This is a genomic window from Mediterranea sp. An20, assembly GCF_002160055.1.
GTDB lineage: Bacteria > Bacteroidota > Bacteroidia > Bacteroidales > Bacteroidaceae > Bacteroides > Bacteroides avicola.
Genome location: NZ_NFJV01000003.1, coordinates 52,971 through 72,122 on the forward strand (window position 1 = coordinate 52,971; position 19,152 = coordinate 72,122).

The following is a 19,152-nucleotide window of genomic DNA, read 5'->3' on the forward strand; positions in this document are numbered from 1 at the left end:
TAACAATATAAGAATGATGCTGATAAAAATCCAATATAAATTTTAGCCAGCATCATTCTTATTACATCAATCCTATTACATCAATCTCCATAGAAATAATCCGCCGTAGCTCCGCCATCCACCAGAAAATCCGTACCTGTGATAAATGCTCCCCGATTGCTCATTAGCAGTTCGGCAACATTCGCCACCTCATCTGCCGTACCGGGACGACCTGCCGGGCATTTGGTGAACATGTCCTTATAAAATCTTCCACGTGGCCCGTTGAACTCGTCAATAGCGAGCGGAGTAACAATGATTCCGGGTGAAATGGAATTGATACGTGCGCCGCGCTTGCCCCATTTGACAGCCTCTGCCATTACCCGCTTTACATTGCAACGCTTCGCCAATTGGTAAGCGTGAAGTGTATCACGGATGTTGGACGGTTGGAGGAAGTCCAATTGCAGCAGTTCCTCGGTAGGTGTGCAGGCAAGCTGCTTGTCTTCGTCCGGAGTAAGCGCAGGCAGGCGATGTCCCGACTGGCTGGCAATCGTCACGCCCACACCGCCCGGCTTGATGACTTTTCCCACTTCTTCCAACAGGACAGCTGTACCGTATAAGTCTACTTTCAGTATGGTTTCGATGGAAGCCTGCGAGGGCGAAACTCCGGCGGCATTGACGAGCATTGCAATCTCTCCGTATTGCCGTGCCGTATCTATCAGACTGCAGATAGAACTCCGATTGGACAAATCCATTTCCATTGGGACAACATCGAACCCGGCCTTGTTCATCGTATCGGCAACCGCCTCCGCATTTTCCAACCGTTTATCACCGATGACAATCTTCATTCCATATCCCATGCGCCGGGCAATCGCCATTCCGATTTGTCCGGCGCCGGTGAGTATCATTACGTCTTTCATCTTCGCATGGTTTAATCATCCAATTTGCTCAGCCAATTCTTCACGCTTTGCCGTGCCTGTTCCTGCTTGTTCTGTGCCGTAGCTCCGCGCACGGCCAGCCCTTTCAGTACCGTAGAGCCTTTGCAGGCGGACTTCAACTTGCTTTCCGTGGCGGACAATCCGCTGCCCTCGTGGGTGCAGAACGGAATAACAGTCTTGCCCTGCCAATTATGCTTTTCGATGAACGTATATATGGGCATCGGCATGTCGCCCCACCAGTTGGGATAACCGATGAAGATGATGTCGTAATCCTCCACTGCGGCGTCGCCTTGAATGGCGGGACGGGCATGGGCGTTCAATTCCCGCTTGGCGACCTCCGTGCATTCCGTGTAGTCATCGGGATAAGGGGTGACGGGCCGGATGTGGAAAAGTTCGCCGCCCGTTTCTGCGGCAATCATTTCGGCGATGATGTGGGTATTGCCTTTCTCGATGTGCCCAACGGCGTAGTTCTCTCCGGCACGTGAGAAGAAGGCCACGAGTGTTTTCTTGTTTTCCATACGTTGTTCCTTTCTTTGATTAGTTTGTGCGCACGATGTAATTGGCAACATGGCAAGCAACATCGTGAGCAGGGTTGCTATTTTCTGTTTCATAAGGATGTCATTTTAATGTCCGTTTGAAGAACTCCGTCAGTTTCTCTACCGCAGGATTGACGGCTCCGGGTTTGTCATAAAGGTCGATGTGCGAATAGCCCGGCATGGTGAATACCTCCTTGTCCTTGCCCGGCAAGGCATGGTAGAAGCGTTCCGTCTGCCATTCGGAATCGGCTTTCTCGCCTACCACAAGCAACACGGGCTGTGTCAGCAGGTAGATGTTCTCGATGGCGGAGAATGCCATCTTCGTGGCTTGGCTGCGGCGCAGGTAGAAGTTGTCGGCACGGGGATGCCACGCACGGGCGGTGCGGTAGTATTCATATCCCTCACGGAAGGATGGTGCGGTGTTTTCGTCCGGTTCGGGACACATGTACACTTTCATCAGTTCCGCGCCGCGGGCTTCTCGGGTACGCTGTTCGGATACGTCTTCCAGCAATCTGATTTGTTCCTCCACACTCCGTCCGCGCAGCCAGCTTTCCCGGTTGGCAGCACCGATGTCGGCGGCACTCACTCCGGCAACGGCACGGATGCGCCGTTCGGTCGGAGCAGTGGCAATGACATATCCGCCTCCTGCACACAGGCCCAGCGCACCGATGCGCCGCTCGTCCACGAAGGGAAGCGTAACCAGATAATCCACGGCATAGCGGATGTCCTCCACCCGTTCGTAGGGAGCCTCCGACCAATGGGGCGTGCCGCCGCTTTCCCCGGCATAGGTCGCATCGAAAGCAAGGGTGACAAAGCCTTTTTCCGCCAAGCGGTAGGCGTACAGCCCGGCCGACTGTTCCTTGACGCTTCCGGCAGGGTGGATGCTGAGGATGGCAGGATAGCGTTTCGCCCCGTCAAAATCTTTCGGCAGGAAAAGGTTGCCGACTAACACGATGTTATTACTTCGCAGGAATGAAACCTTGCGGACGGTCACGCCGCTTGCCGTATCGACCGGTGTCACGACATAGCTTTCCGTTTGCGGCACTCCCGGAAGCCCGTCATTCTGTTGCGCCATTGCTCCCGATGCGGCGAGCAACAGGGCGAATGTAGATAGGATAATCGTTTTCATATCTTCTCGAATTTTATTTTATATCAAGTCGTTTTATCACTTTCGCAGGATTACCTCCTACGATGGTATTCGGTTCAACATCTTTGGTGACAACCGCACCGCCAGCCACCACTGCATTTTCGCCAACAGTTACACCCGGCAAAATAAGAGAACGTCCGCCAATCCATGCTCCTTTCTTGATGACAATTGGCTTATGAAGTACCCATTCACGCTTTGCAAAGTCATGATTGGTTGTTACAAGCATTACATTGGGGCCAATCTGTACGCCGTCCTCAATGGTAATGCCGCCACACGACATCATGCTGCAATTGTAGTTGATAAAGACATTCTCGCCAACTTCCAATCCGCTTGCCATGTCGATATGAAACGGCTGTACAATGTTGGACGTTTCAGGTAATTGTATTCCCAACTTTTCTATTATCACATCATGCAGTTCCCAACAAGTACGCGGGATGCAGTTTATTTCTTCACATTTTTTCCATGTGTCAGCGATTAAAGTTGCAGCCGCTGCATATTCCGGGTCATTCATGCTGACGGGTTCTCCGTTCCGCATCATGCTTATTATATCTTTCTTCACCTCATTCATTGTTCTGATATTACTATTTTAATAAACAGAGGCTGTGGCTTTGGTCATCAGCCAACGCCAGTCCTCCTTTCTAAAATCAATGTCAAGTTGCAGATTCCATGTATGTCGTTTCCCTCCAAACACAGCCGCATTGACTTCGCTTTTGCCTGTGCAGTTGGCTTGCCTGCCATTGACCTTGATGTCCAGCCGTGTGTCGTTGCACGAATAATAATTCAATGTTCCATTGGCTATGTAGCGTTGAAATTCCTGTTTGGATTGTCTCATGCCAGTCATGTGTACAAGTACAAAACCATTGTCAAGTAAACGCCCAAGCCCAGTGGTGTCCTTGTCTATCATACAACGGTACAGTTCCCGATAGCATCGGCTTATTTCAGCCTTGTCGGTTTCCATATTATCCATTGCCATTGAAAAGGGAATGAACAGGAGGAATGCATTAAGCCAACGGCGGAACGGAAGAATAGACAAAATGCTGTTCACGTTCTGCAATCCACCAACGCCCGTCCATTTTCACATATTTGTCATAGTAACGGACGGCGTGTAATGTCAGTTTGTCTTTCCCGTTCTCTTCCGTAACCAGTGTGGCTATCGCATAGCAGATTCCGTTGGCATGGTTTTCGTCCACGAAGTCCACCACTTGCTGCCCATTCTGGTGGAACGAAGCCTTTGCCGCCCCGAATGCCTTGTACTGCGCAATCATATCTTCCACATTGTTAATGTCCATACCCAGTTTCTCACCGAAATACACTTTCAGTTTTACATCCGGGCGGAAGATTTCACGATAATAATCTTGGTTGTTCTTGTCCGATTCGGTTGCATAGCGGTCTACTAAATCCTTCAACGCCATGCGGTCTTCTAATTCTTGTTTCATTATATTATCTGTTTATTGTTCACGCTGCAAAGTTAGACGGTATCTCCCGATTCACCATTATACAAAACACGGACGGTCTTCACATATCCACTGATTTTTATTTTAGTTATAATCAGCACTTTGTAAAGGATGATATAAAACACGGATATACTTCACCAAAACACAGATTTTACATCGTTGCGTATGGCAAAGCCGATGAAGTTCATTACCTTTGTCTCGGCAACCCTCAAATGATGACGATATGGAAAAGACCTTATTGAATATAGAAACGGTGATGGACTATGACGATATGCTCGGTGTGGAAACCCTGCATCCGCAGGTGAGCGTGATTGACCTCTCAAAAGCGAAGCCGATGCGGCACATGCGGCATACATTCAGCTTCTACGTGGTGTTTCTGAAAGATGAGAAGAATTGCGACCTGATTTATGGCCGTCAGCGGTACGATTACCAAAAAGGCTCGGTGGTTTGTCTGGCTCCGGGGCAAGTCATCGGCATTGAGGACACGGGCGAGGAGTTCCAGCCCCAAGGCTATGCGCTGTGTTTCCATCCCGACCTCATCCGTGGCACGAACCTCGGACGCAACATCAAGGAATACACGTTCTTTTCTTACGAAGTCAACGAGGCGTTGCACCTTTCGGAACGGGAGCGCGTCACGTTCATTGATTGCCTGACGAAGATACAGGAAGAACTGCAACACTCCATCGACCGTTTGAGCAAACGCCTGATAGCTAACAATATCGAGTTGCTGCTCAACTATTGCCTCCGTTTCTATGAACGCCAGTTCATCACTAGGCAGGATGCCAACCGCGACATCCTGACCCGCTTTGAGGCATTGCTTGACAACTATTTCACGGGTGACAATGCCTTGCAGAAAGGATTGCCCACCGTGAAATACTGCGCTGGCGAACTATGCCTTTCACCCAACTACTTCGGCGACCTGATTAAGAAAGAGACGGGCAAGACCGCCTTGGAGTGCATCCAGAACAAAATCATCTCCCTTGCCAAAGAGCAACTGTTGCTCCCGACACGTTCCATCAGCCAAATAGCCTACGGTCTTGGTTTTCAATATCCACAGCATTTCACGCGGGTATTCAAGAAAGCAACGGGAATTACGCCAAATGAGTATAGAGGAAAGAATTAAGATATCATTATCGTTTGACCAACGGGATTCAGCAAGCTGGTTTTGGTCTGCCCAAAACACAAACTTGCTACCCTCCCGTTGGCATTGCTTACAATCCCAATCCTTTGTCTGTTCTGTGCGGTGCAACCGTCCTCCTAATGGACGAAAACAGTTTGTCGAATTGCTCCTTGAACCACTCGCCAATCAGTTGCCCATTGATGGCAAGCGCAAGTTTGGACCTGTCTTTCGGGTCTTTCACCACTTGGAATCCCGCCCTTTCGGTCTTGAACTTCCGCTTGTGTTCCTCCGAATAGAGTTCGCCCTCGTAGAACAGCGGCTTGCCGCTGATGAGCGTGGCGGTCTGCCGCTCATTGAAACCGATTTTAAGGCAGAAGCTCTCCATGTACACCAACTCTTGGAACAGCGGAAACCATTTCTTTGCTTTTTTGATAATGGATTTCAGGAATGACACTCCCTTTTGGTGTTCCGCTTCCTTGTCCGACATCTCCCTGCGGTGCTTGGCTTGCAGTTCCATCAGTTGCCGTTGGTGTTCCTCTTGCTGCCGCTGCATTTGCCGTTGCAACAGTTCGATGCTTTCGTCACGGGCTGCGACCTCATTTTGCAGGGTGCGGTTGTCGGCTTCAAGCTCTTTCAACTTGCCGCTGCCCAAAAGAGAACCGACCTTTGCCACGAGTGCCGCTTTCGCCTCGGTCTTGGCGGCTTCCAGCTTCTCCGACTTGATTTCTTTCCGCACTTCGTCAAGTTGTTGTTCAGCCTGCCGCTGTTCGGTTTGTAGTTGTTGCACATTGGCTTCAAGCTCTCCAGTCTGCCGTTTCAGGTCACGGTAGTATTGGGCGGTGGTGGTGTGCCGTGCCTCCGAACCCCGTATGCCACGCTTCAAGCCGTACTTCGCCATTGCTGCGGCGTAGCTGTCGTGGTAGGCGACAAGCCTTTCACGGGTCAAGAGGTCGTCGGCGCACAAGCGAACGGCGTTGGCTTTCTTGCGGTAGGTGCGTCTGCCGTCCGCTTGCTTCTTCTTGGCTTTCCTGCGCTCGCCCGTCACTATCGGCACGACCGTGGCATGGATGTGCGGCGTGTGTTCGTCCATGTGCAGCACTGCCGAAACGGTATTCTCCTTTCCGAACGTGCGGTGCAGCCATTGTAGGTTGTCATCACACCATTCGTCCAGTCTGCCCTCGTCCTGCACCCTCACCATGTCCTCATGCGTGCCCGAAAGCACAATGCGGATTGCCCGTACTTGGTCGGGCGTTATCTTCCGCTTGATGCCTGCCGTGCGGATGCGGTGGCTTATCGCCTCGGTGCGGTCTGCCACACCGTCGGGAAACTCCACCAGCTCACGGTTGAGGTGGGTGCGTGTGGGGTCTGCGTTCTTGGGCATGGTCTTGCGTTCTATGTGATCGGATGCACCCGTGTCAGCCGACCCTTTCGCCTTGTTGATTTGGATGCTGGTATATCCCATGTTCTTTTCTTGTTTTTTTAGGTTGTACAAACTTGTTTGTTGATGTCCGCCTGCCTGCGGTTATAGCCGCACGGAACAAACGGGGGTGTCCAGAGGGGTGTAACCCCGCTGGCTCATTGGGGTGTTTTTAGCAGGAGCGTCAGCGGTGCGTGAAGAAAACGCCCTAATGAGCTATGGCTTTTTGTTCCCCAAAAGCCTGCGGTGATGTCGGCGGCTATTGGTCGTCTTTTTCTTTTCGCCAGCAGTATCGGCTTTCCCTTGTCGGTCGGCAGGACGGAAGTCCGTCCGACCAGCCTGCTGATGGCGGCGTTCACCCCCTGTCGCTTCCCCGGCGGACTTGTTGAGGGGTGAAAAAGCGTTGAATTGTTGATGTTTATAGATAATATATTGATATGCAACAAGATAAGTTCTAAACAATCTCTCAACAAAAGTGTATCGCCCAACAAACGGATGTGAAAAGAAAAAGCAAATCCGAAACGGTGTGCCGATGCTTCTTCTTTTCATCAGCCGTTGTGTGTTGTTGGCGGTTTGTTGAGGTTGTATGTTATTATATACCAATACTTTTCTATCCTTATTCAACAATTCAACAGAATATCAAAGCCTTTCCAGCAGTTCTTTCGTGACGGTATAGTACCTGCCCACGCATCTTCGGGTTTGGTAACGGTCTGTGCCGCCGTATTGGTAGGCGGTATAGGTAAGACCGTTGGGCGCAGGTGTCAGCTTCCAGCACTCCTGCACCACTTTCCGAACCTGCGACTTCTCCACCTTGACTTGCGAGCAGACAAGCAACGGGATGATGTCGTTCAGACAAAAGGAAACCGTTTCCACTTCCATCTTCGCCATGATGTCGAGCAGCAGTTCCGCCATCTCTATCTCCAGCCGGTTGCGGTTGCTTCGGATTATCTTCCGCAGGGCTTCCGTTTCCAGCAGCTTCGGGTTGAACCACATGCGGCTTTCCTTTTCGGTGGATAACTTACGGTTGGCAAGGAAATGCAGGAAAGCGGGTATCTCCGCTTTCAGCTTTTGCAGGAAGTCGGTATCGTCACTTTGTAACGGCACAATCTTCCGCACCCAATAGCGTGTCTCCCCTGCGTCAATGATGACGGGCAGGTGCTCGTTGTTGGAACAAAGCACGAACTTGGCGAAGAAGCCTATCTCGTCACGGTCTTTGCCTTTCGCCTCCACCTTGTAGGAAAGTGTGGTGCTGAGGTTCTTCAGCCGCTCGCTGTCCTCACGGCGGTTTAATAACACCTCGTCCACCATGATGAGCAGCTTGCCAGCCCAGTCGGAGTTGAACTGGCTGCGGAAGTCCTCGTTGGTGTTGAACGTCACGTTGTTCTGGAAAATGGCTTTCAGGAAGTTCAGGAACGTGCTCTTGCCCGTGTTCCTCTCTTCGGACACGAGCAGGAGGATGGGTAGTTTCTGAATGGGGTAAAGATACAGCAGTTGTAGGTAGTCCATGCCCAACCCGTACTGTTCTCCGAAGATGTGTTCCACCAACGAGCGGATGCAGGGGAAATCCCCCTCCTGCGATCGGTGGCTTATCGGTTCGTAGAGGTTGAGGAACTTGCCGACTACGGGCTTGTAGCCCACATGGTCGGGTACGGTGCAGAAGCCGTCATACTTGGGGATGCCCGCCATGTAGTCCTTGCCGTAGTCCTGCCGCAGGGTCTCGGAGTTCCATGCGATGCGTTTCCTCACATAGCCGCCGTCAATACGGGGCTGGTCCACAATCTTGTAGAGCGTGGTGCCTACTCGGATGAATTCTTCTTTTTTCTCCATGTTTCTAATATAATTTTTGTGCCGCCAACGTATTGTCGGCAAGCGGATTAGACATGGATGCAAAGCTACGGCAGGATGGTTAAAACCTTGATACGTAAAACGATGCAGAACGGCGCAAAAGAAACTGACAGACAAGAAAATGCGGCGGAACGGGCAACTTCAACCATCCAAAGGCGAAAAGAAAAAGCCCGAAGAAGCAAAATCGCACTTCTTCGGGTAAATGGGATATCGCAGGTAAATGGATATGCTGGTTTATAGGTTTATTGATGCCATTACATCAGGTTAAACAGCTAATAAACAGGCTGTAAAAGTCACCAACGAGTACAATTTAACATCTGCATAAGGGATTACTCCCCATAGAAACCAACAAAACTTGCCTTTCTTTTCGCAAGCACAGCCTTTCCAATAGGGCATTGCATACCCTTGCGGCATTAGGTGTATTGATACGGAAGGCAAGTGCCACGACCATCGGCATGGCATACGTTACCGCATAATAACCGCTGGGCAGTTTGGTGTGCCTCTCCGCTTCGTAAGGTTGCAACACTCTGCTCCTGTACACGGCTCGGATGGCGGCACGGAGTGTCTGGGCGATTACACCGAACAGACTTACCAATTCCATTTCGCTCATCCACACGTTGGCGGCATCGGACGGCACGGCAACCCTGCCGCACCCGTCCATTGTGATTGTTGTCCGTTTCATATCCCTGCCACTTTGATGTTGCCGAATGACTTGCTCAACTTGTCACCCAGCATAGTGAGGTCATTATCCAGCTTCTCCACGGTTATCTTCGCATAGATTTGGGTCGTTTCGATGTTCGTATGCCCTAAAATGCGGCTTACGCTCTCTATCGGCATACCTTTGCAGAGGGCCAGGGTTGCGAATCCATGTCTTGAGCAATGGAAGCTGATGTCCTTATTCACACCGCATTCCCGTATCATCTTCTTCAACGGTTTGCAGATGGACCAATAGTTCAGATTGGGGAACACGAGGTTGTTTTCTTGGAACGGACGGTAACGCTCTATTATCTGCAAGGGGATGTCCAGCAGCTTCACTTGGAACGGTACGCCCGTCTTGTGCCGCTTGGAGATAATCCACTTTTCGCCGTTCACTTCCACGATGCGGTCGTTGGTCAGTTCCTTGATGTCCACGAAAGAAAGGGCGGTGAAGCTCGCAAACACGAAGAGGTCACGGATATATGCCAGCTTCGGGTCTGTGAACTCGTGCGTCATCACCGCCTTCAACTCGTCCTCCGTCAGAAATTCACGCTCCTTGACATTCGGGCTGATATGAAACTGCGCAAACGGATTTCTCGGTATCAGCCCGTTGAAGTGTGCACGCATCACCACACCTTTCAGCCACATGCACTTCTCCCATATCGTGCCGTTGCGCAATCCCGCCTCCGTGGAAAGATAGACCGCAAACTCCTTGATGAAGTCGGGCGTAAGTTCCAGCATAGACATGTCGTTGCGCTTGTAGAACGACTTGATGAATACCGCTACGTAGTTTCTCGCCACAACTCGTGAGCGGTAGGTTGCCAGTTTCCTGTCCTTGCCGACACGCTTCTTGAACACCTCGTTTTCACGGTCGAAGGCTTTGAGCAGCGTCTCATACTCGCCGCCAATGCCCTGATAGGCATTGCGTACCATCTCTGCCGTGACAAACGCCTCACGGTCGGATATGCGCTGGTAGTGCTTGATGATTTGCGCCTTGATGTTGTCAAGCGCAAGGTTGGTTTCCCTCGCTTCCACGCTCTTGCCTTTGGCACGGTTGCCCTTTGCGTCCCAAAGCTCCTTTGCGATGCTCCGCTTGCAACTGAACTGCGCCACCGTTCCGTTGATTGTAACCCGTCCCATGATGGGGACAATTCCGTTCTTTTCCTTGCTGCCGTTCGCATAGAACAGCACGCGAAATGTGCTCCTTGTCATACTCGTTCTTTTTTGGTTGCAAAACTATAAATCAACGAGTTAAACCTTGACAAGCAAACCTACGCAGAACGGCGCAAACGAAGCGGCGACTGTTAAATCTGCACTTCTGACGGGTAACGATTAGGAAACCGTTCTCTTTCTCCAATCCGCTTTGAAACGCTTTTCAGCCCTCTGCCCAACTTCCGCGATTTTCTCCTAACCACCTAATTTACAGATTACATTGCGTTAATCTGCCGAAATTCGGAGGTTTTTCCATAGATTTTCTGTATGTTTCTCATGTCAGATGTTCATTTGCTTTTCAAAACGGAAATATTCGTCCTGATAATCAAGCCCACCACTGTGTCTGGAAGAGTCCTTGTGATATTTGCAGAAGAACTCCACGATACGGAAGCCACATTTATTCAAATAGAAATGGATATTCCGTTTCTCGAAATAAGGAGTTACAAGTTCCCACACTGCTGTATTAGGATATAGTTGCTCAATGGCTTGCCACACCTGTGTCCCAAGCCCACGTCCATGACAGTCAGGATAGATATAAAATAAATCAACAGAATTGCGATGAGATTCTTTGTCATTCCGTAATGTTACACCACCTATTTTTTCTCCGTCCGCGAGAATATAGTAAACTTCTGCCTGAGGATGAAATAAAGCTTCGTCTATGTCTTCATCTGGAATCACTTCACCTCGTTCTGGATTACCGAATTCCCTTATTACGGCAATGGAAAATATATCCTTGACATCTTGGCGGAAAGCACCGAAATCCTCTTCTTTTATCTCCTGAAATGTTATTTGCATAAATTTTCTTCTTTTGAAATCTTCAACCATTCCTCCTTCGTCATCCACATGAAATGCTCGGTGCGGACATCGCCCAACGGAGAGGTATTGCCTTCTTCTGTATGATGAAAGCGGAAACCGCATTTCTCCATCACTCGGCGCGACTTCGTGTTGCCGTCATAATAGCCGCACCAGACGGCAGTCATTCCCAAATCCTCAAAACATCTCTTCAGCAGGCAACGCACGGCTTCGGGTATCAAACCCTGTCCCCAATAAGGCTTGCCTATCCAATAGCCTATTTCAGCCTCGTTTGCCCGCATTTCGGCACTGTGCAGACCATCCCCGAGCATGATACCTATGCTCCCAACCGGTTCACCGGTTTCTTTCAAGACAACAGCATAAGTTTCCGGAGCGGCAAAGACAGTACGGATGATGTTCAGGCTGTCTTCTACGGACGTGTGAGGTGGCCAACCTGCAATAGGCCCGATTGCAGGATCTTGAGCATATTTATATAAGGATTCTGCATCAGATTCTTGCCAAGGACGCAACACAAGCCGTTCTGTAGCTATTTCTTTATTCATGGTACAAGTTCAAGTGTGTTTGAAAGTCCGACTTTAATTTCATTCCGTTTCCTCTGTTCCCTTTTTTCGTCTCGGCCCTTTGGTCCGGCCCCTGTTCAAATCGACATTGTATTTGTTCAGTATGCGGAATATCGAGCTCCTGCTGCTGAATCCGCTTACGCTGGCAATGTCGTCGATGGAATAGCCGTTGTTATACATGTCCACGATGGTCCTTTCCCGTTCAGTCCTGGATAAAGTTTTCTCCGTCTTGGCCGGCGACTTGATATTCTTCTGGAACATCATGATATGGCTGGAAGACTTCCGCAGTGCGGCTATTTCTTCCGGGAGGGCTCCGACCATTTCGAGAACCTCTGCCGCCGTAGTCTCCTTGAACAGCTCGTTACGGCTGTCAATCCTGTCATGGATGGAAATCAGGCGCACGACCTTGATCCTGCACATCTCTATGCAGACGGCAAGCTCACGCACCCCGCGAACCGCGTTGCTGAACTTCGATACCACAAGCTCGTCGCCCCGGTCAAGGGCATTCATGAGCTGTTTCCATTGCGGACGCATCAGTTCATGATCAGTCTCTTCCTCTATCACCTGTACACAGCCGAAATTCAGCATCCATTCCTTATCGGCCTCGTATGAGTCATAGTGATTAGCCTTGAATATGTATCCTACTTTTGCCATTTTCTTGCACTTAAAATGATAACTGATACAAAGGTAATATTTTTATTTGTTTGAAATCATACTCTGCCGTATTTATTCAAAAAATCATATCCGGACCCTACTTTTTCTTTCACTTGTTTTCATTGTAAATCATACTGTTGAATATAAAGAAAAATAATTGTCAAATTATCGTTTTACATGGCGTTTTATGGCAAATATTATATAGTTTTGTGTCGTTTTAATATGAAAATACAATATGGAATTAACAAAATCATATTCAAAATCAAGGTCGCTTCTGGCCGGATTGGTTGCCGCTTCAGTAGCCATATCCCTGTCCGTTTCTTGCAGCGGCGGGAGTGGCAGTGCGGAGCCGCCAATGAAAGATGACCCAGCCGGAACATACGGCAGGTTCCTGAGTGAAATCAGAGGCATGGACACCCTTTCGACGGAAGAACTGGCCGGACATGTCAACCGCTGGCAGTCCCTCAAGGATTCCGTCTTTTTCTATGCGGCGCAGGACACTTCCGGCAATCCACATTCCGACCTATACGGCAAATGCGGCGAGATTCACGATTCTCTCCGCACGGAGTTCGTCCGTCTGTCCCGGTCAGGAACCCGTTCCTATCAGGACGTGTTCACGCTCATGGAAAGGACTTCTCCCTATTGCGGCGACAAGGAACTGACGGACGCGGCAGACAGTATAAGGCCGTTCTTCGGTTCTCTTGACAGTATCCCGCCCCTTGCCGTTGACGGCGACGGCATTCGTTCGGCGTACCGCCGGTTGCTTGCCGGGACATTGCGGGGCGGAATACATAGTCTTACCGGCCTGAAAACATTCATCAGGGACGAGGATGTTATGTTCCGCACCTTTCTTGCGCACCTTGACGGTCTGGCCGGAGAGGATATGTCGGACCTGACAAAAGACACGGAACGGTGCTGCTCGCTGGTTTTCCTCGCTGCGGAGAACAAGGAGATTTCCTACCGGGATGCGATGATATACATGGCCATGCGCACCAACCGCCGGATTATACAGAATGCGGTCGCCTGCCTCGATGACATCCGCGAGGGCAAGGTGAAATCCAGGGCGCAGGCGTTCGGATATGCGTGCATGATACTGCAGCCCTACATCTCGATGGACGGCATCTGCACGGTTCTGCTCTCCGCCCGGGAAAAGGAGGAACTGCGCGGCATTTCACAACAGATGCCTGGGGCCTTTGCCGGACTGGGAGAAATCCTGCAGTCCGACAATGACGGGCTGGCGGAACTGCCCGGCACGCTGATGGGGATATATATCCGGACATTATAAACGAAATACAAAACAGACATGACTATGCTACGACATTTCCTGAACGATTTCCTTTCTTTCGTCCCGTTGCAGCTGCCGCAACTCCTTGATGTGACGACAATGGAGGAGCCGCAGTTCTATGGCGACTATGTACTGCTCACATTTCCTCTGCACGACACCTACGAGCTGGAAGAGGTAATGGACATGTTCGAGGACGACATGGAACTGATTACACTGTACCACCATATCCCGATGCCGACGGAGCAGTACGGGCACAGCACATGCGCCTACTCCAATCCCGCATTCGGGCAGATGTTCAAGATGAACGCCAAGACCGATGCCGACGGCATGGTCAGTTGCGTATTCGCCACCATCTACGATTCGATGGACCTGATGTACGGAGACCTTTGCCTCGATCTCGAACTGCACTCCAGAAGCGGGGCGTTGAAGTACAGCAGGAGCAAGGAAGAAGTGCTGATGGATTTTATGTAATTCAGGCTTATGCGAAACACACTGTACCGACAGATGGTTTACTGGATCAATGCACACAGGACATGGATTGAAGTGGCCGATGACAGCCTCTTCAGGGAACACGTCATCGCAAGGAGCGACAGGACGGACTACCTCGTTTCCCGCACGCTGGTGCTGCGGGCATTCAGGCCGCACGGAGAGTGCGCCGAGGGCACCGTATGGCACATTCCCGAACATGATCTGGACAGGGCGTTGGCCACACTGCGCAAGCAGGACAGGCAGTTCCGCCAGCGGATCAAGAAAGCTGCCATGTACCTTACTGCCAAGGATGCGGAAGCCATCATACTGTTGGCCACGCACGGCATTGTCCGGTTGGAACTGCTCGAACAGCCCATACACATGACTTCAAAACCATACCGCTTATGATTTGTCTTTTATTACAGTTCGTATTCCTTGCGCTGCCTGTCTTTCTGCCGATGGCGTTGTACAGGAGCCGCCGTCCCTTCATGGCAGCATTCTACCGCGCCATGACAGGCAATGCCCGGGCCCGCAAGCTCTACACGCAGGTGCTTGTGGTCCTGCTGCTCCTTTTCCACTATGTCTATACGACCGAACATCCCGGACAGTTCGGCACGGTATTGTCTGCCATCGTATGTGCCGCCATGTTCTCCGCCAGGAGAACGGACAGATGGCTCCGCAAGCTGCTCGACCGTCCGAAGGCATTTGTCGCCTGCGGCGGTTTCGCACTGGCAGTATGTGCCGTGCCGCAGTTGTTCACCCTGTCCGTCACCGTCTCATATATCCTTCTGGCTGCCCTGTTCTATCCCTCCGGCAGAGTCCTGGCCGAATGGGAGGACCGGGACAGGAGACTTTACCTGTCGGAACATCCGGATGAGATGTCAGACATCTACCATTGCAATCATCACGCGAGGCTGCCATGATAATGCGGACAGAAGCGGCCTTATCTTATCCGCACAATAGTCAATCACAAAAAACAGAATGAAGATGAAGAATAAAGAAGAAATGACCGCAACCATATCAGCGAGTATCGGCCTGTTCGACTTTCTCAAGGAAAAGGTCGGTGAACGCAAGACAAGGACGGAAGCCTATTGCGACCTGTTGGACAAGTCGCTGGCAGGCTTTGTTTCCCCTTTTTTAAGAAATCAGGATTTCGAGCTCCGGCCGAGGCAGTGCCATGTGACCGTTTCAGACCTCGCAACCGAATGGCGGTGGCACAGGGCAACTGTCCGTTCCTTTCTGGATACGCTGGAATCATTCGGACAGCTGGAAAGGACGAAACTGCCGAAAAGCATGGTCATCACCATGCACCTGCATGATGGCAGCCATGCCGTACCTGATATTGTACAGAGAACCGCAGGCATTGTCCGACAGTTGAACGGAATCCTGTCCGGATGGGTAAACGGCAGCATCACTTCCGATGACGCCGGTATTGCCTGCGGGCAGGTTGTACACAAGGCCATCACCGATGCCGGACTCAAGGATGAACTGCCGGAAGACGAGTGCCGTGTCACCTTGCAGAAGTTGCCGGAGAGGATGGACGCGCGGGTGCTGGAAATCCACATCGCCGCCGTGGAGTGCATCGTCCTTGCCGCCCTGCGGAAAGTGCTTGGCCGGTCGAAGCCGGAAGAAAGCATGAAGCTCATACAATACTTCTGCCTCGATCTGGGAGCAAGCTGGCCGTCATTCATTGACCTGTCAAAGACCCTTGCAGAGCAAATTCTGAACTCAGGGAAAGAAAAGGACATCGACCACGACGACGACCGTCAGCTGCTCCTTGACGACCTTCACGACCCGTTCCTGTCGGCTGCGGCGAAAGCCCTGGAGAAATCCGCAGGTGCGGACTGCCGAACCCCATTGTATAACCACGGATAATCCGTCCTTTAACCGACGAAGCCGTCCTGCCATTTATAGCAGGCATCCGGGCTTGCCCGTCTGCCACCAAACAAATGGATGGGGAGCCTAATACCCCAATGACAGGAGCCATTGGGAGAGATGTCCAGGCAGGCAGCAAGCTGGGACATGAAAGATTATCCAATGCAACAGAAGAAACAGTATGGCAAATGCAAAACAGGTTCTCGACGTTCAGGTCTCCAAAGGCATCACCACCGCCCAAAGCAACGAACATCTGCGTAACCGCAGTGAGAAGGCGGCGGAATATGCCATGAAGAAAGGCAACTACGACCCGACAAGGGAACATCTGAACTTTGAGATAGTAAACGGCAAGGTGCGTCCTGTGGACAAAAGCCGGAGCATTCCGGACAGGATGGCTGAAAGTCTCCGTCAGCGGGGTATTAAGGACCCGAACGAAGGACTGGTGGAGCCCAAGTACAGGACGGTAGTTAACATTATCCTCGGCGGCTCCCGCGAGCTGATGCGGCAGCTTGCCTTTGGAAAGCAGGATGTGGATTTCGAGCAAGGAGCGGACAACAGCCGGATCGTCAGAAAGCCGGAAATTGAGCAGTGGGCAAAGGATGCCTATAGATTCATCAGTGAAAAGTATGGCGAGCAGAACATCACGGCGTTCGTTGTGCACCTCGATGAACAAAATCCCCATGTACATTGTACGCTACTGCCAATAAAGGACGGCAAGTTTGCATACAAGGAGATATTTGCCGGAAAGGACAAATACGAGTACAGCGCGAGAATGAAGCAGCTGCACAGCGACTTTGCCGAGGTGAACAGGAAGTGGGGACTTTCCAGAGGTAGCAGCGTCTCAGAGTCCGGCGCTCGTCACAGAACGACCGAGGAATACCGCCGTATGCTGTCGGAGGAATGTACGACCATCGAGGAGCAAATTGCCCGCCATAAGGAAGTCCTTTCGGACCTCCGGTCGGACATCAGGCTGGCAGAACGCAGGGTCAAGGGATTGACCTCTATGGTGGAAAATCTCCAGAAGAAGCAGGCGGAGAAGGAAGCAAGACTCGCTGTTCTTGAAGACGAACTGAAAGAGCACAAGGGCGATGCCGATGCCATATCCGCCGAGACGGACAAGCTGAAAAAGGAGCTTGCCTATATCCAGCTTAAACTGGCAGACAAACAGAATAAGCTGAAGCTGGCTGACCGGCAGCTGTCCGACCTCAAAGAGAACATGGATGCCATTCAGGAGAGGACGGAACATCTCAAGGAAGAAGCCTACAAATACTCCCGTGATGTCCATTCCAAAGTGGACAGTCTGCTCAAGGACGCGATGCTGGAGAATATGGTGAATGAGTTCCGTGACCTTTCGGCACGGATGACCGGCCCGGAACGGCAGATGTTTGACGGCACTCTTGTACAGTCCATAGCGGAACAAGGGAAAGAGGTCATGCACTGCGCCACCCTGCTGTTCCTGGGCATGGTTGATGATGCCACCACCTTTGCCGAAACACATGGCGGAGGCGGAAGCAAGAGCGACCTCAAATGGGGACGGGACGAAGACGAGGACAACCGTGCATGGGCTCTCCGCTGCATGAGGATGGCAAGTCGCATGATGAAACCTGCAACCGGCAGGAAGCCCAAGCGTTGACCGGCATCCCTGACCCATAAATCAAAAGAATCAACCAATAAAGTATCAGATTATGACGAAACATATCATTTTGTTCTTTGCGGCACTTTGTTCGCTGCACAACCATGCGAATGCTGCACCGTCGGACAGCGATACTGTCCGGTATGAAAGTTTCAGTAACGGCATTGAAATGCTACGCCCGATGCAGCCCTCTTATCTTGACGGAGTGGTAGTCCCGACACGCAAAAGCGGCAACTGGTTTGTCAGCCTGTCCGGAGGGACATCGGCGTTTCTCGGCACGCCGCTCGGCTGTGAAGACCTTTTCGGAAGACTCAAGCCTTCGTACACTATAGGTGTGGGCAAATGGTTCACACCGTCGGTCGGCGTCCGTGTCAATTACAGCGGGCTGCATTTCAAGGACAGTCAACTGTCCACACAGGAATATCATTATGTCCATGCGGATCTGATGTGGAATCTGCTCGGAAACAGGTATGCAAAACAGGACGAGGTTCGCTGGAGGCTTTCCCCGTATGCGGGTCTCGGACTGCTGCACAATGCGGACAACGGACACAACCCTCTTGCCATATCATACGGCATACAGGGCCAGTACCACATATCCAGGAGAGTAAGCGTCCTGATGGAACTTTCCGGGACGACCACATTCCAGGACTTCGACGGATACGGAAAAGCGAACCGTCTCGGAGACCACATGCTCTCGCTGACGGCGGGATTCTCTTTCAGCATCGGCAAGGTCGGCTGGAAACGTGCTGTTGACCATCGCCCGTATGAACGGCGCAACGAGTGGCTGACCGGCTATGCGAACGCCTTGGCTGAACGGAACAGGCGATATGCCGGAAAGCTGGACAAGGAAAGAAGGACTTTGGACGAGCTGAAGAAGGTTCTCGAAATCGAAGGACTGCTTGATACTTACGGACACCTGTTTGAAGACATGGAAGCCGATGACAGGAGGTTTCCCATAAACAATTACAGCGGACTGAACTCCCTCCGAGCCCGGTTGAAGAACCGTCATTGGGACGGCAATTCGTCTCTTGCAACAGAAACGGGTACAGATAGTATTCAAGGCATGAATACGGACAGCATCAGCAAAGCGGGAACGGACAGCCTGCCCGGAAAATGGAACGCGGCAATCAACCGCCCGGACACTGTTTCTGCGGCCGGTTATTTCGCCCTCATGCAGCATGGAGACGAATGTATAGGTTCTCCGGTCTATTTCTTCTTCGACCTTAATTCAGCCCGCCTTACGGACTCTCTGCAAAAGGTCAATCTTGATGCGATCGCTCATGTGGCCATGAAATACGGACTGTCCGTGAAAGTCACTGGAGCGGCGGACAGTGCGACAGGCACAGCTTCCATCAACAACACGCTGAGCACAGCCAGAGCCGATTATATTGCAGATGAACTCGTCAAACGGGGTATTTCGACAGAGTGCATTGAAAAACTCTATGAGGGAGGCATTTCTGATTATGTACCTGATGAAGCTAACAGGCATACGAAAGTTGTGCTTTTCATTAAACAATAAAACA

Annotated in this window: 22 protein-coding genes; 8 read left to right on the forward strand and 14 right to left on the reverse strand. The window is 51.2% G+C overall.

The window, feature by feature from the left end; all coding sequences use genetic code 11:
• Positions 1-80: 80 nt before the first annotated feature.
• From B5F34_RS02660 to B5F34_RS02685, 6 genes are read right to left on the reverse strand one after another with little or no spacing between them, the layout of a single operon-like run.
• Positions 81-896 carry an SDR family oxidoreductase gene (locus tag B5F34_RS02660; protein WP_087334799.1) on the reverse strand — a complete coding sequence of 272 codons (816 nt, stop codon included), beginning with the start codon at positions 894-896 and terminating at the stop codon, positions 81-83.
• Between the two features lie 11 nt (positions 897-907).
• On the reverse strand, positions 908-1,525 hold the full coding sequence (locus B5F34_RS02665; protein ID WP_239448770.1) for a flavodoxin: 618 nt from the start codon (positions 1,523-1,525) through the stop codon (positions 908-910).
• A gap of 7 nt (positions 1,526-1,532) precedes the next feature.
• Positions 1,533-2,579 carry an alpha/beta hydrolase gene (locus B5F34_RS02670; RefSeq protein WP_087334801.1) on the reverse strand — a complete coding sequence of 349 codons (1,047 nt, stop codon included), beginning with the start codon at positions 2,577-2,579 and terminating at the stop codon, positions 1,533-1,535.
• 13 nt (positions 2,580-2,592) lie between these two features.
• The gene (locus tag B5F34_RS02675) at positions 2,593-3,165 is read right to left on the reverse strand and encodes a DapH/DapD/GlmU-related protein (protein ID WP_087334803.1); all 573 of its coding nucleotides are present in this window, start codon (positions 3,163-3,165) and stop codon (positions 2,593-2,595) included.
• A gap of 18 nt (positions 3,166-3,183) precedes the next feature.
• Positions 3,184-3,564, reverse strand: coding sequence for a nuclear transport factor 2 family protein (locus tag B5F34_RS02680; protein ID WP_162609276.1), 381 nt, complete (start codon positions 3,562-3,564; stop codon positions 3,184-3,186).
• A gap of 34 nt (positions 3,565-3,598) precedes the next feature.
• A complete protein-coding gene (locus B5F34_RS02685; RefSeq protein WP_087334808.1) occupies positions 3,599-4,033 on the reverse strand; it encodes a nuclear transport factor 2 family protein in 435 nt (144 codons plus the stop codon).
• Positions 4,034-4,274: 241 nt separating this feature from the next.
• On the opposite strand from B5F34_RS02685, the gene B5F34_RS02690 reads away from it, so the two are divergent.
• Positions 4,275-5,174, forward strand: a complete 900-nt coding sequence (locus B5F34_RS02690; protein WP_087334810.1) for a helix-turn-helix domain-containing protein — start codon at positions 4,275-4,277, stop codon at positions 5,172-5,174.
• An 88-nt stretch (positions 5,175-5,262) separates the two neighbouring features.
• On the opposite strand, the gene mobV (B5F34_RS02695) is transcribed toward B5F34_RS02690, so the two are convergent.
• From mobV (B5F34_RS02695) to B5F34_RS02735, 8 genes are all read right to left on the reverse strand, one after another.
• Complete coding sequence (gene mobV / locus B5F34_RS02695) at positions 5,263-6,633, reverse strand: MobV family relaxase (RefSeq protein ID WP_087334813.1); 1,371 nt, start codon at positions 6,631-6,633, stop codon at positions 5,263-5,265.
• 171 nt (positions 6,634-6,804) lie between these two features.
• The gene (locus tag B5F34_RS17270) at positions 6,805-7,137 is read right to left on the reverse strand and encodes a hypothetical protein (RefSeq protein WP_239448772.1); all 333 of its coding nucleotides are present in this window, start codon (positions 7,135-7,137) and stop codon (positions 6,805-6,807) included.
• Positions 7,138-7,227: 90 nt separating this feature from the next.
• A complete protein-coding gene (locus B5F34_RS02705) occupies positions 7,228-8,415 on the reverse strand; it encodes a primase-helicase family protein (RefSeq protein ID WP_087334817.1) in 1,188 nt (395 codons plus the stop codon).
• A 328-nt stretch (positions 8,416-8,743) separates the two neighbouring features.
• Entirely contained in the window at positions 8,744-9,115 is a 372-nt protein-coding gene (locus B5F34_RS02715) for a hypothetical protein (RefSeq protein WP_087334820.1), read from the reverse strand.
• Positions 9,112-10,341 carry a site-specific integrase gene (locus B5F34_RS02720; RefSeq protein ID WP_087334822.1) on the reverse strand — a complete coding sequence of 410 codons (1,230 nt, stop codon included), beginning with the start codon at positions 10,339-10,341 and terminating at the stop codon, positions 9,112-9,114. The genes B5F34_RS02715 and B5F34_RS02720 overlap by 4 nt, the downstream gene beginning before the upstream one ends.
• Positions 10,342-10,620: 279 nt before the next feature.
• On the reverse strand, positions 10,621-11,136 hold the full coding sequence (locus B5F34_RS02725) for a GNAT family N-acetyltransferase (RefSeq protein WP_087334824.1): 516 nt from the start codon (positions 11,134-11,136) through the stop codon (positions 10,621-10,623).
• Positions 11,127-11,696 (reverse strand): GNAT family N-acetyltransferase, encoded by a 570-nt coding sequence (locus tag B5F34_RS02730; protein ID WP_087334826.1) that lies wholly within the window; start codon positions 11,694-11,696, stop codon positions 11,127-11,129. Before B5F34_RS02730 ends, B5F34_RS02725 begins: the two co-directional genes overlap by 10 nt.
• 39 nt (positions 11,697-11,735) lie before the next feature.
• Positions 11,736-12,368 (reverse strand): recombinase family protein, encoded by a 633-nt coding sequence (locus B5F34_RS02735; RefSeq protein ID WP_087334828.1) that lies wholly within the window; start codon positions 12,366-12,368, stop codon positions 11,736-11,738.
• 235 nt (positions 12,369-12,603) lie between these two features.
• Between B5F34_RS02735 and B5F34_RS02740 the strand changes: the two genes are divergently transcribed.
• From B5F34_RS02740 to B5F34_RS02770, 7 genes are all read left to right on the forward strand, one after another.
• A complete protein-coding gene (locus B5F34_RS02740; protein ID WP_239448774.1) occupies positions 12,604-13,653 on the forward strand; it encodes a hypothetical protein in 1,050 nt (349 codons plus the stop codon).
• An 18-nt stretch (positions 13,654-13,671) separates the two neighbouring features.
• Positions 13,672-14,124 carry a hypothetical protein gene (locus tag B5F34_RS02745; RefSeq protein WP_087334830.1) on the forward strand — a complete coding sequence of 151 codons (453 nt, stop codon included), beginning with the start codon at positions 13,672-13,674 and terminating at the stop codon, positions 14,122-14,124.
• 9 nt (positions 14,125-14,133) lie between these two features.
• Positions 14,134-14,529: a hypothetical protein gene (locus B5F34_RS02750; protein WP_087334832.1), complete on the forward strand. Its 396-nt coding sequence runs from the start codon at positions 14,134-14,136 to the stop codon at positions 14,527-14,529.
• Positions 14,526-15,044 carry a hypothetical protein gene (locus B5F34_RS02755; RefSeq protein ID WP_204245569.1) on the forward strand — a complete coding sequence of 173 codons (519 nt, stop codon included), beginning with the start codon at positions 14,526-14,528 and terminating at the stop codon, positions 15,042-15,044. Before B5F34_RS02750 ends, B5F34_RS02755 begins: the two co-directional genes overlap by 4 nt.
• 64 nt (positions 15,045-15,108) lie before the next feature.
• On the forward strand, positions 15,109-15,996 hold the full coding sequence (locus B5F34_RS02760) for a hypothetical protein (RefSeq protein ID WP_087335145.1): 888 nt from the start codon (positions 15,109-15,111) through the stop codon (positions 15,994-15,996).
• A 181-nt stretch (positions 15,997-16,177) separates the two neighbouring features.
• On the forward strand, positions 16,178-17,629 hold the full coding sequence (mobV, locus tag B5F34_RS02765; protein WP_087334833.1) for a MobV family relaxase: 1,452 nt from the start codon (positions 16,178-16,180) through the stop codon (positions 17,627-17,629).
• Positions 17,630-17,681: 52 nt separating this feature from the next.
• Positions 17,682-19,148 carry an OmpA family protein gene (locus B5F34_RS02770; protein ID WP_087334835.1) on the forward strand — a complete coding sequence of 489 codons (1,467 nt, stop codon included), beginning with the start codon at positions 17,682-17,684 and terminating at the stop codon, positions 19,146-19,148.
• Positions 19,149-19,152: the final 4 nt, after the last annotated feature.